Source organism: Variovorax sp. OK605, from assembly GCF_900115445.1.
In the GTDB taxonomy this organism is placed as follows: domain Bacteria; phylum Pseudomonadota; class Gammaproteobacteria; order Burkholderiales; family Burkholderiaceae_C; genus Variovorax.
This window is the reverse complement of the sequence record NZ_FOWL01000019.1, coordinates 95,389-108,700: the sequence shown is the minus strand read 5'-3', so window position 1 is coordinate 108,700 and position 13,312 is coordinate 95,389. Positions and strand designations below refer to the sequence as shown.

Annotated in this window: 14 protein-coding genes; 5 read left to right on the top strand and 9 right to left on the bottom strand. The window is 68.3% G+C overall.

Going from position 1 to position 13,312, the window contains the following annotated elements:
- Positions 1-45 precede the first annotated feature (45 nt).
- On the bottom strand, positions 46-1,377 hold the full coding sequence (gene serS / locus BM013_RS33975) for a serine--tRNA ligase (RefSeq protein WP_093133414.1): 1,332 nt from the start codon (positions 1,375-1,377) through the stop codon (positions 46-48).
- Positions 1,378-1,439: 62 nt separating this feature from the next.
- Here serS and BM013_RS33970 point away from each other — a divergent pair, with 62 nt between their 5' ends.
- Positions 1,440-1,841, top strand: coding sequence for a VOC family protein (locus BM013_RS33970; RefSeq protein WP_093133413.1), 402 nt, complete (start codon positions 1,440-1,442; stop codon positions 1,839-1,841).
- 15 nt (positions 1,842-1,856) lie between these two features.
- Here the strand turns inward: BM013_RS33970 and BM013_RS33965 are convergent, their stop codons facing one another.
- Genes BM013_RS33965 through BM013_RS33955 form a run of 3 tightly spaced genes read right to left on the bottom strand, consistent with a single transcriptional unit; the run spans position 1,857 to position 4,227 of the window.
- Positions 1,857-2,822 carry a threonine/serine dehydratase gene (locus BM013_RS33965; protein ID WP_093133410.1) on the bottom strand — a complete coding sequence of 322 codons (966 nt, stop codon included), beginning with the start codon at positions 2,820-2,822 and terminating at the stop codon, positions 1,857-1,859.
- Positions 2,819-3,787: a 4-hydroxy-3-methylbut-2-enyl diphosphate reductase gene (gene ispH / locus BM013_RS33960; protein ID WP_093133408.1), complete on the bottom strand. Its 969-nt coding sequence runs from the start codon at positions 3,785-3,787 to the stop codon at positions 2,819-2,821. The genes BM013_RS33965 and ispH overlap by 4 nt, the downstream gene beginning before the upstream one ends.
- Entirely contained in the window at positions 3,784-4,227 is a 444-nt protein-coding gene (locus tag BM013_RS33955; RefSeq protein WP_093133405.1) for an FKBP-type peptidyl-prolyl cis-trans isomerase, read from the bottom strand. Before BM013_RS33955 ends, ispH begins: the two co-directional genes overlap by 4 nt.
- A gap of 108 nt (positions 4,228-4,335) precedes the next feature.
- Here BM013_RS33955 and radC point away from each other — a divergent pair, with 108 nt between their 5' ends.
- Both radC and BM013_RS33945 read left to right on the top strand, forming a co-directional pair.
- A complete protein-coding gene (gene radC, locus BM013_RS33950) occupies positions 4,336-5,013 on the top strand; it encodes a RadC family protein (RefSeq protein WP_093133402.1) in 678 nt (225 codons plus the stop codon).
- A complete protein-coding gene (locus BM013_RS33945; protein ID WP_093133399.1) occupies positions 5,013-5,705 on the top strand; it encodes a Smr/MutS family protein in 693 nt (230 codons plus the stop codon). The genes radC and BM013_RS33945 overlap by 1 nt, the downstream gene beginning before the upstream one ends.
- Positions 5,706-5,853: 148 nt before the next feature.
- On the opposite strand, the gene BM013_RS33940 is transcribed toward BM013_RS33945, so the two are convergent.
- The 5 genes from BM013_RS33940 to BM013_RS33920 form a co-directional block, all read right to left on the bottom strand.
- The gene (locus tag BM013_RS33940; protein WP_093133397.1) at positions 5,854-7,914 is read right to left on the bottom strand and encodes a bifunctional 2',3'-cyclic-nucleotide 2'-phosphodiesterase/3'-nucleotidase; all 2,061 of its coding nucleotides are present in this window, start codon (positions 7,912-7,914) and stop codon (positions 5,854-5,856) included.
- Between the two features lie 173 nt (positions 7,915-8,087).
- Complete coding sequence (locus BM013_RS33935) at positions 8,088-9,311, bottom strand: NAD(P)/FAD-dependent oxidoreductase (protein WP_093133395.1); 1,224 nt, start codon at positions 9,309-9,311, stop codon at positions 8,088-8,090.
- Between the two features lie 46 nt (positions 9,312-9,357).
- A complete protein-coding gene (locus tag BM013_RS33930; protein ID WP_093133393.1) occupies positions 9,358-9,777 on the bottom strand; it encodes a group II truncated hemoglobin in 420 nt (139 codons plus the stop codon).
- A 25-nt stretch (positions 9,778-9,802) separates the two neighbouring features.
- Entirely contained in the window at positions 9,803-10,999 is a 1,197-nt protein-coding gene (gene fabV, locus BM013_RS33925) for an enoyl-ACP reductase FabV (protein WP_093133391.1), read from the bottom strand.
- Positions 11,000-11,100: 101 nt separating this feature from the next.
- The gene (locus BM013_RS33920) at positions 11,101-11,472 is read right to left on the bottom strand and encodes a hypothetical protein (RefSeq protein ID WP_093133389.1); all 372 of its coding nucleotides are present in this window, start codon (positions 11,470-11,472) and stop codon (positions 11,101-11,103) included.
- Between the two features lie 147 nt (positions 11,473-11,619).
- On the opposite strand from BM013_RS33920, the gene BM013_RS33915 reads away from it, so the two are divergent.
- Positions 11,620-12,447: an ABC transporter substrate-binding protein gene (locus BM013_RS33915; RefSeq protein ID WP_093133506.1), complete on the top strand. Its 828-nt coding sequence runs from the start codon at positions 11,620-11,622 to the stop codon at positions 12,445-12,447.
- Positions 12,448-12,614: 167 nt separating this feature from the next.
- Entirely contained in the window at positions 12,615-13,310 is a 696-nt protein-coding gene (locus BM013_RS33910) for an amino acid ABC transporter permease (protein WP_093133387.1), read from the top strand.
- The last annotated feature ends 2 nt before the right edge of the window (positions 13,311-13,312 follow it).

Here is a 13,312-nt window from a genome sequence, read left to right as displayed (position 1 = left end):
AGCCCTCGATTATACGGGTAATTTCGGGCGCTTCGACAAAAAGTATCAGGCGCGCAAAGTTTCGACGCCACCGATGTACGGACGCAACGCCGCCGGCACGTTGATCGAGCCGTCTTCGTTCTGGTGGTTCTCCAGCACGGCCACCAGCGCGCGGCCCACCGCCAGGCCGGAACCGTTGAGCGTGTGCACCAGTTCGTTCTTGCCGTTGGCGTTCTTGAAGCGGGCCTGCAGGCGGCGCGCCTGGAAGGCTTCGCAGTTCGACACCGAGCTGATCTCGCGGTACGTGTCCTGCGCCGGCAGCCAGACCTCGAGGTCGTAGGTCTTGGCGGCGGTGAAGCCCATGTCGCCCGAGCACAGCAGCACCACGCGGTACGGCAGCTCCAGCGCCTGCAGCACGGCCTCGGCGTGGCCGGTCATCTGCTCGAGCGCGTCGTGGCTCTGCTCGGGGTGCACGATCTGCACCATCTCGACCTTGTCGAACTGGTGCTGGCGGATCATGCCGCGCGTGTCGCGGCCGGCGCTGCCGGCTTCCGAGCGGAAGCACGGCGTGTGGGCCGTGAGCTTGATCGGCAGTTGCGACTCGGCCACCACCTCGTCGCGCACGAAGTTGGTCAGCGGCACTTCGCTGGTCGGAATGAGGTACAGCGCCGAATGGTCGGGCGCGGGCTCGCCGTCCTGGCCACCCTTCTTCGCGGCGAACAGGTCGCCTTCGAACTTGGGCAGCTGGCCGGTGCCGCTGAGCGTGGCGGCATTGACGATGTACGGCACGTAGCACTCGGTGTAGCCGTGCTTCTCGGTCTGCGTGTCGATCATGAACTGCGCAAGCGCGCGGTGCAGGCGGGCGATCGGGCCCTTCATGGCGGTGAAGCGCGAGCCGGTGAGCTTGGCGCCCATCTCGAAGTCGAGGCCCAGCGGCGCGCCCAGGTCGACGTGATCTTTCGCTGCGAAGGCCAGCGGCACGGCATTGGCGCCGGCGCCGCCTTGCGGAGCCCAGCGGCGCATTTCGACGTTGCCGGTTTCGTCTTCGCCGACCGGCACGCTGGCGTGCGGCAGGTTGGGCACGGCGAGCAGCAGCGCATGAAGCTCAGGCTGGATTTCTTCGAGGCGCCTGGACTGCGACTCCTGCTCGGCCTTCAGCGCATTGACCTCGGTCATCAGCGCGTCGACCGACTCGCCCTTGGCCTTGAGCGGGCCGATCTGCTTGTTCAGCGTGTTGCGGCGCGCCTGGATTTCCTCGGTGCGGGTTTGCAGCGTCTTGCGCTCGGCCTCGAGCGCGGTGAACGCCGACACGTCGAGGTAGGGCTGGTTCTTCTTGCGTTTTTCGAGGCCGGCCACGGCGGAGGCCAGGTCTTTGCGGAGCAGGGTGATGTCGAGCATGGAGCGATTTTAGGTGGGCGTAGCATGGCGGTCCCGCCCACCCACCTCGAAGGGAAAAAACGATGGAAGCCTATCTGACATTCAACGGCAATGCCGCCGAGGCGCTCGCCTTCTATGCCAGGGCGCTGGATGGAAAGGTCGCCTTCAGCATGACCTTCGGCGAAAGCCCGATGGGCGCGCAGATGCCGGCGGCCCACAAGGACAAGATCATGCACGCCACGCTCGAGGCGCGCGGCCACAAGCTGATGGCCTCGGACGCTCCGCCCGAGTGGCCTTTCGAGGGCTACAAGGGTTTCTCGCTGTCGGTGCAGGCCGACAGCGTGGACGAGGGCAGGAAGCTCTTCGACGCGCTGGCCGAAGGCGGCAAGGTCACGATGCCCTACGGCCCGCAGTTCTGGGCCACGGGCTTCGGCATGCTCACCGACAAGTTCGGCGTGGCGTGGATGGTGAACTGCGAGAAATAGGGTTCGAAAGGCCGATCAGGCGACGGTGGCGGGATCGACGTTCGCCCCGCAGATGATCAGGCACACCTTCTCGCCCTCGCGCGGCACATAGGCACCGGTCTGCAGCGCCGCCAGCGGCAGCGCGGCGGCCGGCTCCACGGCCAGCTTGAGTTCCTTCCACAGCCACTGCTGGGCGGCGCGGATGGCTTCATCGCTCAGCAGCAGCGCATGTTCGACCTGCTGCTGCGTGATTTCCCAGGAAATCGCGCCGATGCGCCGCGCGCCGAGCGAGTCGGCCGCAATGCCGCTCACGTCCACGTCGACCGGCTCCCCGGCTTCGCGGGCGCGGTACAGCGTAGGCGCCTTCTCGGGTTCGAGCGCCACCACGCGGGCGCGCTTCTCGAACCAGCCGGCCAGCCCGCCGATCAGGCCGCCGCCGCCGACGCTCACCAGCACCGAGTCGGGCAGACCGCCCTGCTCTTCGATCTCGCGGCCCAGCGTGCCGGCACCGGCCACCACTTCGGGCTGGTCGTAGGCATGCGTTAGCAAGGCGCCCGATTCCTTCTGGCGCGTCAGGCAGGCGGCCAGCGCGTCGGGGTACAGCTGGCCGACCACGACCACTTCCGCGCCCAGCGCACGCAGCCGCGCACGCTTGGCTTCGGGCGACACGCCCGGCAGGAACACCTGGCAGGGCACGCCCAGCGCCTGCGCGGCGGCGGCCGTGGCAATGCCGGCATTGCCGCCCGAGGCCACGACCACGCCGCTTTCGGGAATGTCGTTGGCCAGCAGCCGGTTCATCATGCCGCGCGCCTTGAAGCTGCCGCTGACCTGCATATGCTCCAGCTTGAGCCAGACCTCGGCGCCGGGCGCCTGCACGCCGAAGGCGGCGGCTGGCAGCTTCCACAGCGGGGTTTCGCGCAGGAAGTGGGCAGCACGCGCGCCCAATCTCGCGGAGGCGCTATCGATTTCAGAGCGCCACTTGTTGGTTTGCTTGTCGTTCAAGAGATGTGTCCTGGAGGCGGAATGTCGTCGAGCTTCAAGCCCTTGGGAAGCGGAAACTTGATGGTTTCCTCGATGCCGTCCATCTTGCGGACCGACACCGCGCCCAGCGCGCGCACGCGGTCGATCACCTCGCGCACCAGCACCTCGGGTGCCGAGGCACCTGCGGTGAGGCCGATGCGCGTCTTGCCCTCGAACCACTCGGGCTTCAGCTCGGCGGCCGAATCGACCATGTAGCTCTCGGTGCCCAGGCGCTGCGCCAGTTCGCGCAGGCGGTTGCTGTTGGAGCTGGTGGGGCTGCCGACCACGATCACCAGGTCGACCTGCGGGCTCATGATCTTCACCGCGTCCTGGCGGTTCTGGGTGGCGTAGCAGATGTCCTGCTGCTTGGGCTCGCGCACGGCCGGAAAGCGCGCGCGCACGGCGGCCGCGATCTCGGCCGCGTCGTCCACGCTCAGCGTGGTCTGCGTGACCACGGCGAGCTTCTCGGTCTGCAACGGTGCCACGCGGGCCACGTCTTTCACGTCTTCCACCAGGTGGATGCCGCTGGAGAGCTGGCCCATCGTGCCTTCGACCTCGGGGTGCCCCTTGTGGCCGATCATGATGAACTCGTAGCCCTCCTTGGCGAGCTTGGCCACCTCGACGTGCACCTTGGTCACCAGCGGACAGGTGGCGTCGAAGATCTCGAAGCCGCGGTCGCGCGCCTCCTGCTCCACGGCCTTGCTCACGCCGTGCGCGCTGAACACCAGCGTGGCGCCGGGCGGCACGTCGGACAGTTCCTCGATGAAGACCGCGCCCTTGGCCTTGAGCTCGTTCACCACGTAGGTGTTGTGCACGATCTCGTGGCGCACGTAGATCGGCGCGCCGAACTTGGCAATGGCGCGCTCCACGATCTCGATGGCACGGTCGACGCCCGCGCAGAAACCGCGCGGCTCGGCCAGCAGGACTTCCGAGATGTCGGAATTCATAGCACTCCGATCAGCTTCACTTCGAAGGTGACCGGCTGGCCCGCCAGCGGGTGGTTGAAGTCGAAGCGCACCGCGGTCTCGCTCGACTCGACGACCGCGCCGGCGTAGCTGCCGGTGCCGTCGGGCGTGGGGAACTGCACCACGTCGCCCGCGGCGTATTTCTCGTCGGGGTCGCCCATCCTGGCGAGCAGCTTCCTGGCCACCCACTGCTGCATGTCGGGGTTGCGCTCGCCGAAGGCCTCGCCGGCGGGCAGCTCGAAGGTGGCGTGGGTGCCCTCCTCGAGGCCCATCAGGCGCTGCTCCATGGCCGGAGAAAGCTCGCCGGTGCCGAGCGACAACGTCGCGGGCTTGTCGGCGAAAGTGTTGATGATGTCGCCCGCCGGACCGGCCAGCCGGTAGTGCAGGGTCAGGAAGGAGCCGGAAGTCACGACTTGGGACATGGGGGCATCAGAGGTGGGCAAAGACAAGGTGGGTGTCCCGATAAACTGGACCTCATTTTAGGGATCGGGGCTTCCACCCGGCTCCGCCAAGGTTTCACCCAGGGTTTCATGGCATTCAAGGATCTCCCTCTAGACGCCCGCCCGCGCGAAAAACTCATTGCCCGCGGCGCCTCCGCGCTGGCGGACGCCGAGCTGCTGGCCCTGCTGCTGCGCACCGGCGTGGCGGGCAAGAACGTCCTGCAACTGGCGCAGCAGCTGCTCGAACGCTTCGGCGGCCTGTCGGGCCTGCTGCACACCGGCCCCGACGACCTCAAGGCCGTCAAGGGCATGGGCGGCAGCGCCAAACGCTCCGAACTCATCGCCGTGCTCGAGCTCGCGCGCCGCGCCATGGGCGAGAAGCTCAAGGCGCGCACGGTGTTCGACTCGCCCGACGCCGTCAAGCAATACCTGCAGATGCACATCGGCTCGCGCCCCTACGAGGTGTTCGCGGTGGTGTTCCTCGACGTGCAGCACCGCCTGATCGCCCTGGAAGAGATGTTCCGCGGCACGCTCACGCAGACCAGCGTCTACCCGCGCGAAGTGGTCACGCGCGCCATCCAGCACCAGGCCGCGGCCGTGGTGCTGTCGCACAACCACCCCAGCGGCAACACCGAGCCCTCGCGCGCCGACGAGGCGCTCACGCAGACGCTGCGCGCCGCGCTGGCGCTGGTGGACGTGCGCGTGATCGACCACGTGATCGTGGGCCCGGGGCGCAGTTTCTCGATGGCCGAGGGAGGGCTGCTCTGATGGCATCGCGTCCCCCTGCACGGCCGCCTGCCCGTGCCTCCGCCCGCGCTCCTGCGCTGAAGAACCTCGCCGACCTCAAGCAGGTGCAGCGCGCGCTCGCCGAGACCCGCGAGCGCGAAGCCGCCGAGGCGCAGGCCAGGGCCGCGGCCGAGCGCCAGCGCGCCGCCGAGAAAGACCTCTTCGCCCGCGCCATCGGCGCCACCGAGCCGCTGCGCCGCAAGGCCAGCGTGCCGCTCGCGCCCGATCCGCCCGCGCCGATCCCGGTGCAGCACCAGCTTGACGAGCAGCGCGTGCTGCGCGAGTCGCTGTCCGACGAGTTCGACGTGACCACGCTGCTCGACGTGGACGACGCCATGAGCTTTCGCCGCCCCGGCATCGGCACCGACGTGACGGCGCGGCTGCGCAAGGGCGAATGGTCGATCCAGGCGCAGGTCGACCTGCACGGCCTGCGCAGCGACGAGGCACGCGAGGCGCTGGGCGGCTTCATCCGCACCGCGCACAAGCAGGGCCTGCGCTGCGTGCGCGTGGTACACGGCAAGGGCCTGGGCTCGCCGGGCAAGCAGCCCGTGCTCAAGACCAAGACGCAGCGCTGGCTGATCCAGAAGAACGAGGTGATCGCCTTCGTGCAGGCCAAGCCGGCCGAAGGCGGGGCCGGGGCGCTGGTGGTGCTGCTGGCGCCCGTGCGGCGCTGAGGCTTTTTTTCTCCTTCCCCCGCTGGGGGAAGGCCGGGATGGGGGCTCGCGCCCTTGGCACGGCACCGCACCGCACAGGCCGCGACATATCGGCCGCCGTCGTGCCCCCACCCCAACCCTCCCCCAGCGGGGGAGGGAGAAAGACGGGTCAGTTGCCCAGGTCCAGCTTGTAGACCGAACGCCCCTTGCCGCTGCCGTCGTCCGCCGTCAGCAGCGAGATGTTCGCCAGCCCCGCATCGGTGGCCGCGCCCAGTTGCCCCTGCCCCGACGTGAACACCACGTTGCCCGCCGTCGTCACCTGCGTGAAGCGCCAGCTGCGCGCCGCGCCGTTGGCCGTGCGGGTGATGGCCTTGTGGGTCTTGATGTAGTCGATCAGCACGTCGCGGTTGGCATCGGGCGACGCGTAGATCGTCGCGCGGCCGTCCAGCGCCGCAATGAAGCTCGCGCCGCTGGTCGCGCGGTAGTTGTTGGTCGCAATGACGAACTCCTTCGCCAGGTCGATCGGCGCGCCCATGTAGCTCAGGTTCCTGATGCGGCTGCCCACGGCCTGCGTCACGTCGATCTCGTACTGCACGTCGGGCGTGGTGAACATGTCGAAGTTGTAGCCGGGGAAGGTGCTGATCAGCTGCTGGTCGGCCGTGGCGGCCGGGTCGATCCTGTTGAAGCGCTTCGCCGCGGCCTCGAGCCAGGCCTTCACCTCGGCGCCCGTCACCTTCACCGCATACACCGTGTTCGGGTACAGGTACAGGTCGGCCGCGTTGAAGATCGCCAGGTTGCCCACGGCCACGTCGGTGTAGTCGCGCCCGCCCTCGTAGCCGGACTTGAACGGCGCGCTCACCGACAGCACCGGCAGGCTCGCGTACTGCGGCAGGTTGGCCTGGATGTAGGCCGTCACGTAGCCGGCCTGCGCCTGGTTCACGATCTGGATCGCGCCCGGGTCGCCCACGTCCGCGAAGTAGGTGTTCATGCGGAAGTCGGTGCTGCCGATCGGCGTCTTCACGTAGGTGATGGCGGCCTGGTGCTGGGTTTCGATCAGCGGCGCGACGCTCGGGTCGGCATCGACGTAGATCGCCTTGCCCGCGCCGTCCTTGCCGGTCTGCGTGGAGCGCGCATCGACGAAGGTCTTGCTCTTGTCCACGCTCCAGGCCTTGCCGTCGTACACCAGCTCGAGCTTGATGAGCCCCAGCGCCTTGCCCCACGAACTGGCCATGACGGCAGGCACGCCGTTCACGGTGCCGGCCGCGTTGTCCACGCCGGCCTGCTTGTAGCCCGGGCTCGTGCCGCGGTCGGGGAACACGCCGTGCTGGTGGCCCATCATCAGCGCGTCGATGCCCGGCACCTTCGACAGGTAGAGGCCGGGGCTTTCCATGGTCGGCGAGTACGGCGAGGCGTCGAGCCCGCCGTGCTGCAGCGCGACCACGATGTCGGCGCCCTGCGCGCGCAGCTCGGGGATGTACCTGGTGGCCGATTCGACCGCGCCTTCGGTGCGCACCTTGCCTTCGAGAAAGCGCTTGTCCCAGCTCAGGATGCCGGGCGTGGTGAAGCCGATCACGCCGACCTTCACCGGCACCGTCACGGTCTTGCCGTCGGGCCGGGTGGCGCTGAACTGCTTGGTGACGATGGTGTACGGCGCCAGCAGCGGCTTGCCGCTCTTCACGCTCTGCACGTTGGCCAGCACCATCGGGAAGTTGGGGCCGGCGCACTTCTTCGTGCCGTCGACGCCGTCGACGTCGAGGCCGCCGCCGATCACCTGGTTGAGAAAGTCGAGCCCGTAGTTGAACTCGTGGTTGCCCAGCGTGCCGGCGTCGTAGCCGGTGGCGTTCATGGCCTTGTAGACCGACAGCGGCTGGGTGCACGGAATGCGGCTCACCAGCGCTTCGTAGTCGGCCAGCGCGGTGCCCTGGATGGTGTCGCCGTTGTCGAACAGCATCGTGTTCGCGAATTCCTTGCGCGCCGCGTTGATCAGCGTGGCGGTGCGCTCGTAGCCGTACGACTTGTCCTCGGCGAGCTTGAAGTAGTCGTAGCTGCGCACGTTGAAGTGCAGGTCGGTGGTTTCCAGCAGCGCGACCGTGGTGCGCGTGCCGGCCGCCACCGGCGCCGGCGTGGTGGGCGGTGCCGGCGACACCGGCGGCAACACCACGCTGCCACCGCCGCTGCCGCCACCGCAAGCGGTGAGCACGGCAACCAGCACGGCAGCGCAGGTGGTCATGGGGGCAACACGCCGCAGAGGCGAGAAATTAGAGAACGTCGAGGACGTTGAAAAAGTCGAAGGCACCGCAGCCGCTGCGTTCTTCATCGAGAGATCTCCCTGCAATTTCGAGGAAGACCAGTCTCTGAAAGCAGAGTGACAGACTGGTGAACCCAGCCTGACCTGCGGCAGCTTTACGACAGGTGATTCTTTAGTGGTATTGACGCATCCGCCACCGCCGCCGCATCGGGGTTGCGGCCTGCCTCGAGCAGCTTGCGGCTCATCATGTGATCGACCGGCGCGTTCACCGACTCCACGCACACGAGCTGCCCGTCGACGTAGTGGAACAGCGAGAACGCCTCGGGCTTGGGCCCCGCGCGGCGCACGCTGGCGAGGCCCGGCGTGCCCTCGGCCGGCATCAGGCCGGCCATCTGCAGGCGCATGCTGCCCTGGTCGGACCAGAACCACGCCACCGCGTCGTGGTCGCGCGCGGTGCCCGTCAGCGTGGCCACGGCCGTGCGGGCCTGGTCGTTGGCGTTCTGCACCGACTCGAGCCGCAGCGCGCGGCCCGCGCGGCGGTCGGGGAAGCGCGTGCAGTCGCCCACCGCGAGCACATCGGCCGCGCTGGTCTGCATCCGAGCGTCGACCACGATGCCGTCGGCGCACTCGATGCCGGCCGCTTGCGCGAGCGCGGTCTCGGGCACCGCGCCGATGCCCAGCAGCAGCAGGTCGACCGGTTGCTTCACGCCGTCGACCTGCACCGACACCAGCCGGTCGCCTTCCACCTCGAACGCGCCGGTCTGCGCGCCCAGCACGACGTCGATGCCGGCCGCGCGGTGCGTGGCGAGCACATGTGCCGACAGCTCGGGCGACACGGCGCGGCCCAGCAGGCGCGGCGCGCTTTCGATCACCTGCACCGACTTGCCGAGCGCCTTGGCGGTGGCCGCCACTTCGAGCCCGATGAAGCCGCCGCCGAGCACCGTGACCTGTTCGGCCGCGGCCAGCCGCGTGCGCAGGCGGTGCGCCTCGTCGGCCGCGCGCAGGCTCGCGACGTTCTCCAGGCCGGCCTTCAGCTCGGGCATCTGACGTGCGCGCGTGCCGGTGGCCAGCACCAGGCGCTCCCACGGCAGCACCGCGCCGGAGCGCAGCGTGACGGTGTGCGCCTCGCGGTCGATGGCCACGGCGGCGTCGCCCAGGTGCAGCGTGATGGCCGCTTCGCGGTACCAGTCGGCGGCCTTGTGCGGCTGCGTGGTTTCCTCGGCGCTCTTCAGGAAGGCCTTGGACAGCGGCGGGCGGTGGTAGGGCTCGCAGGCCTCCTCGCAGACCAGGTGCACGCGCGCGCCCTGCCCGGCTTCAGCGAGGCCGGCGCAGAGCTGGGCCGCGGCGTGGCCGCCGCCGATGATGACGATGGAATTCATGATGAGAGAAGCGTCTTTCGAAATCGTTGTGGAGTCGGTCGGTCGATCACTCGCCGCGGTTGCGCATCCAGTCGGCGGTCTTGAAGAAGGAGTCGCGCAGGCGCGCGCGCAGGTCGTCCGGCACGCCGGTCTCGCCCATGGCCTGGTCCATGCAGGCCAGCCACTGGTCGCGCTCCTTGATGCCGATGCTGTGGCCGCCGATGCTCTGCGGCAGGTGGCGTGCGCGCAGCATCGGATGGCCGAAGCGGTCGGTGTAGTGCTGCGGGCCGCCGAGCCAGCCGCACAGGAACCAGAACAGGCGCTGGCGCGCGTTGTCGAGGCTGCTGCCGTGCACGGCGCGCAGTTGCGCATAGGCCGGCTCGAGTTCCATCAGGTCGTAGAAGCGCGCGACCAGCGCCTCTACCTTGGGTTCGCCGCCGATCCAGTCGAACGGCGTGCCGGCGGGCGGCTTTTCTTGAATCTGCATGGCAGGAGTATCGATGCGGGTTGGCTCAGACCTGCACGAGGCCGGGAATGCCCACGTCGGGGTTCACGTCGGCCTCGTAGTCCACGCCCTCCACCGCGAAGCCGAACAGGCGCAGGAACTCGGTCTTGTAGCCAGCGAAATCGGTGAGCTCGTAGAGGTTGTCGTTGCTCACCTGCGGCCAGAGCTCCTGCACGCGCGACTGCACCGGCGCGGCCAGTTCCTTGTAGTCCGCGCGCAGGCGGCCTTCGCCGTCGATGTGCGGCGCGGCGCCGTAGAGGCTGTCGGCATAGAGCCCGTGCACCTGCTCGATGCAGCCTTCGTGCGTGCCCTGCGCCTTCATCACCTTGAACAGCAGCGACAGGTACAGCGGCATCATCGGAATCGCCGAGCTCGCCTGCGTGACCACCGCCTTCAGCACCGACACGCGCGCGTCGCCGCCCGTGGCCGCCAGCTGTGCGCGAATGCCCAGCACCTTGTGGTCGAGGTCCTTCTTGGCCGCGCCGATGGAGCCGTTCCAGTAGATGTCGTGCGTGATCTGCTCGCCCAAGTAGGTGAAGGCCGTGGTCTTCGCGCCGTCGGCCAGCACGCCGGCCTGCTGCAGCGCGTCGATCCACATCTGCCAGTCTTCACCGCCCATCACGGCCACGGTGTTGTCGATCTCTTCCTGCGTGGCGGCTTCGAGCACCGTCTCCTTCACGGTCTCGTTGTCGGTGTCGAGGCCGCGCAGGTTCACCGGCTTGCCGATGGGCTTGAGCACCGAGTTGAAGACCTGCCCCGTCTTCGGGTGCGTGCGGCGCGGCGCGGCCAGGCTGTAGACCACCAGGTCGACCTGGCCGAGGTCGGCGCGGATGGTGTCGATCACCTGCTGCTTCACCGCGTCGGAAAAGCCGTCGCCATTGATGCTCTTCGCATAGCGGCCGTCGGCGGCCGCGGCGCGGTGGAAGGCGGCGGTGTTGTACCAGCCGGGCGAGGCGGGCCGGGTCTCGCTGCCGGCGCGCTCGAAGAACACGCCCAGCGTGTCGGCGCCGCAGCCGAACGTGGCGGTGATGCGCGCGGCCAGGCCGTAGCCGGTCGATGCGCCGATCACCAGCACCTTCTTCGGGCCGCCGGCGATGGGCGCCTGCGCCTTCACATAGGCGATCTGCTGGTTGACGTTGGCTTCGCAGCCGGTGGGATGGGTCGTGACGCAGATGAAGCCGCGCACGCGGGGTTTGATGATCATGGGGGTCTCGCTGGATGAGGCGCGCAACGGAAGCCGAAGCCGCGGGGGAACGGCCGGAGCGCGTTTTTGCGCCGCGAATTTAACTCAGGGCCCGATGCCCATCATCGGGGGGGCTCCCCGAAGTCACCGGCCACCCATCCATGGAAACCCATGCAAAGGCCATCGCCGCCGGGTGCCAGCTCGATGGTGTCGGCCGTGTCGGCTGCATCGGCACGCTGGACTTCGGCACGCAGCACGTAGCGGATGTCGTCGCTGTCGGCCACGCCGTCCAGCAGCATCAGCACGCCGTAGATCGCGTCCAGCGCCGCTTGGCGCGCGGTCTCGCGGCACTCGGGCGTCGCGGACGCGGGAATGCGCGCGAAGGCGCGGTCGCGCGCGGCCTGCATCAGGTGATGGCCGAAGGTGTTGGCCGCGTCGATCCAGCGGCCATCGGGATCGGTGCGCCAGGATTCGGGCGGCGGAGGTGGGGTCATCGGTGTTCCATGAAGCTGTCGTCGCCTGTATCTTGACCGCGGCGCGGCCTCATAGCCACGCACACATGTCGATATATGAATTGACCATTTAATGATCTGAAGTTTTATTGATATGGTCTCGCCCTGCTTTCCATGAAGGAGAAGAACATGCGCCTGAACCTCATCGCCGCGGCCCTCGCCGCTTCCACCCTGCTGCTCGGCACGGCCGCCCACGCGGACCAGCTGGCCGACATCAAGAAGAAGGGCGAGCTGGTCGTCGGCGTGCTCGGCACCGACGAACCCGCGACCTTCGTCGATCCGAAGACGCGCCAGATCGTCGGCTACGAAGTGGACCTGGTGAACGCCATCGCCAAAAAGATCGGCGTGAAGCCGGTGCTCAAGCAGATCGCGGTGGCCGCGCGCATTCCCGAGCTGCAGCAGGGCCACGTGGACCTGGTGGCCGCGGGCCTCACGCACAACAAGGAGCGCGAGGCGCAGATCGACTTCTCGCTCACCACCTTCGTGACTGGCCAGAAGGCCATCGTGAAGAAGGACAGCGGCATCTCCGAGGTGCCGCAGCTCGCGGGCAAGAAGGTGCTGACGATTCGCGGCGGTACGCAGGAGCCCAACATCCGCAAGGCCGTGCCCAACGTCGAGGTCGTGACCTTCGACACGAGCCAGCAGGCCTTCCAGGCGCTGCAGCAGGGCAAGGGCGTGGGCTACGTGGACGACGAGGCCGCGCTGCTGCGCAGCTACGCCAAGCTGGGCCCGCAGAAGGCGCAGTACGTGGTGCTCAAGCAGAACCTGAGCACCGAGGCGCTGGCCATCGGCATCAAGAAGGGCGAGAGCGGCCTGAAGGCGGTGGTGGACGACACGCTGCGCGAACTCGAGAAGTCGGGCGAGGCGCAGAAGATCTTCGTGAAGTGGTACGGCCCGACGACGGCCTCGGGCTTCGAGACGCGCGACTTCAAGCTGGACAGCGACAAGATCGACTGAGCCTCCGGTTCTGACTTTCTCCTTCCCCCTCTGGGGGAAGGCCGGGATGGGGGCAAGCGGCCTCTGAACACGCCGCGGCGCTTCGACCGTCGCCGTGCCCCCACCCCCACCCTCCCCCAGCGGGGGAGGGAGCAAGTTCACCCGCGGCAGTGATACTGTCGCCCCCCATGCCCCTGTTCGACTATTCCTTGCTGCTCACCGGCAAGTACCACGACATGCTGGTCGCGGGCCTGCTGCTGTCGCTGCAGCTGCTCGTGGCCGCGCTGGTGCTCGCGCTGCCCATCGCGCTGGTGGTGGCCATGCTGCGGCTGTCGCCCATCGCACCGCTGCGCTGGCTGGGTTTTGCGTACGTGGAATCCATCCGCAACATCCCGCTGCTCGCGCACATGCTGTTCTGGTACTTCGGTGCGCCGGAGCTGCTGCCCGAAGGCATCAAGCAGTGGCTCTACGCGGGGCACATCGAGGCCTACAGCGCGATCATCGCGCTGGCGCTGTACACGGCGGCCTTCATGGCCGAAGACATCCGCAGCGGCATCCGCGCGATTCCCGCGGTGCAGTTCGAGGCCGGCCGCGCCATGGGCTTCAGCTACCTGGCCACCATGCGCCGCGTGGTGCTGCCGCAGGCGCTGCGCGTGACGGTGCCGCCGCTCATCTCGCAGACGCTGAGCCTGTGGAAGAACACCTCGATCGCCACGGTGATCGGCGTGGCCGAGCTGATGTACCAGGCCGGCCAGGTCGAGAGCGCGACCTTCCGCAGCTTCGAGTCGTTCGCGTTCGCCAGCGCGGCGTACCTCACGGTGTCGCTCGCCATCACGGGAATGGCAACCTGGTACCACCACCGCTTTCCGGTGCGGACGATCTGAGG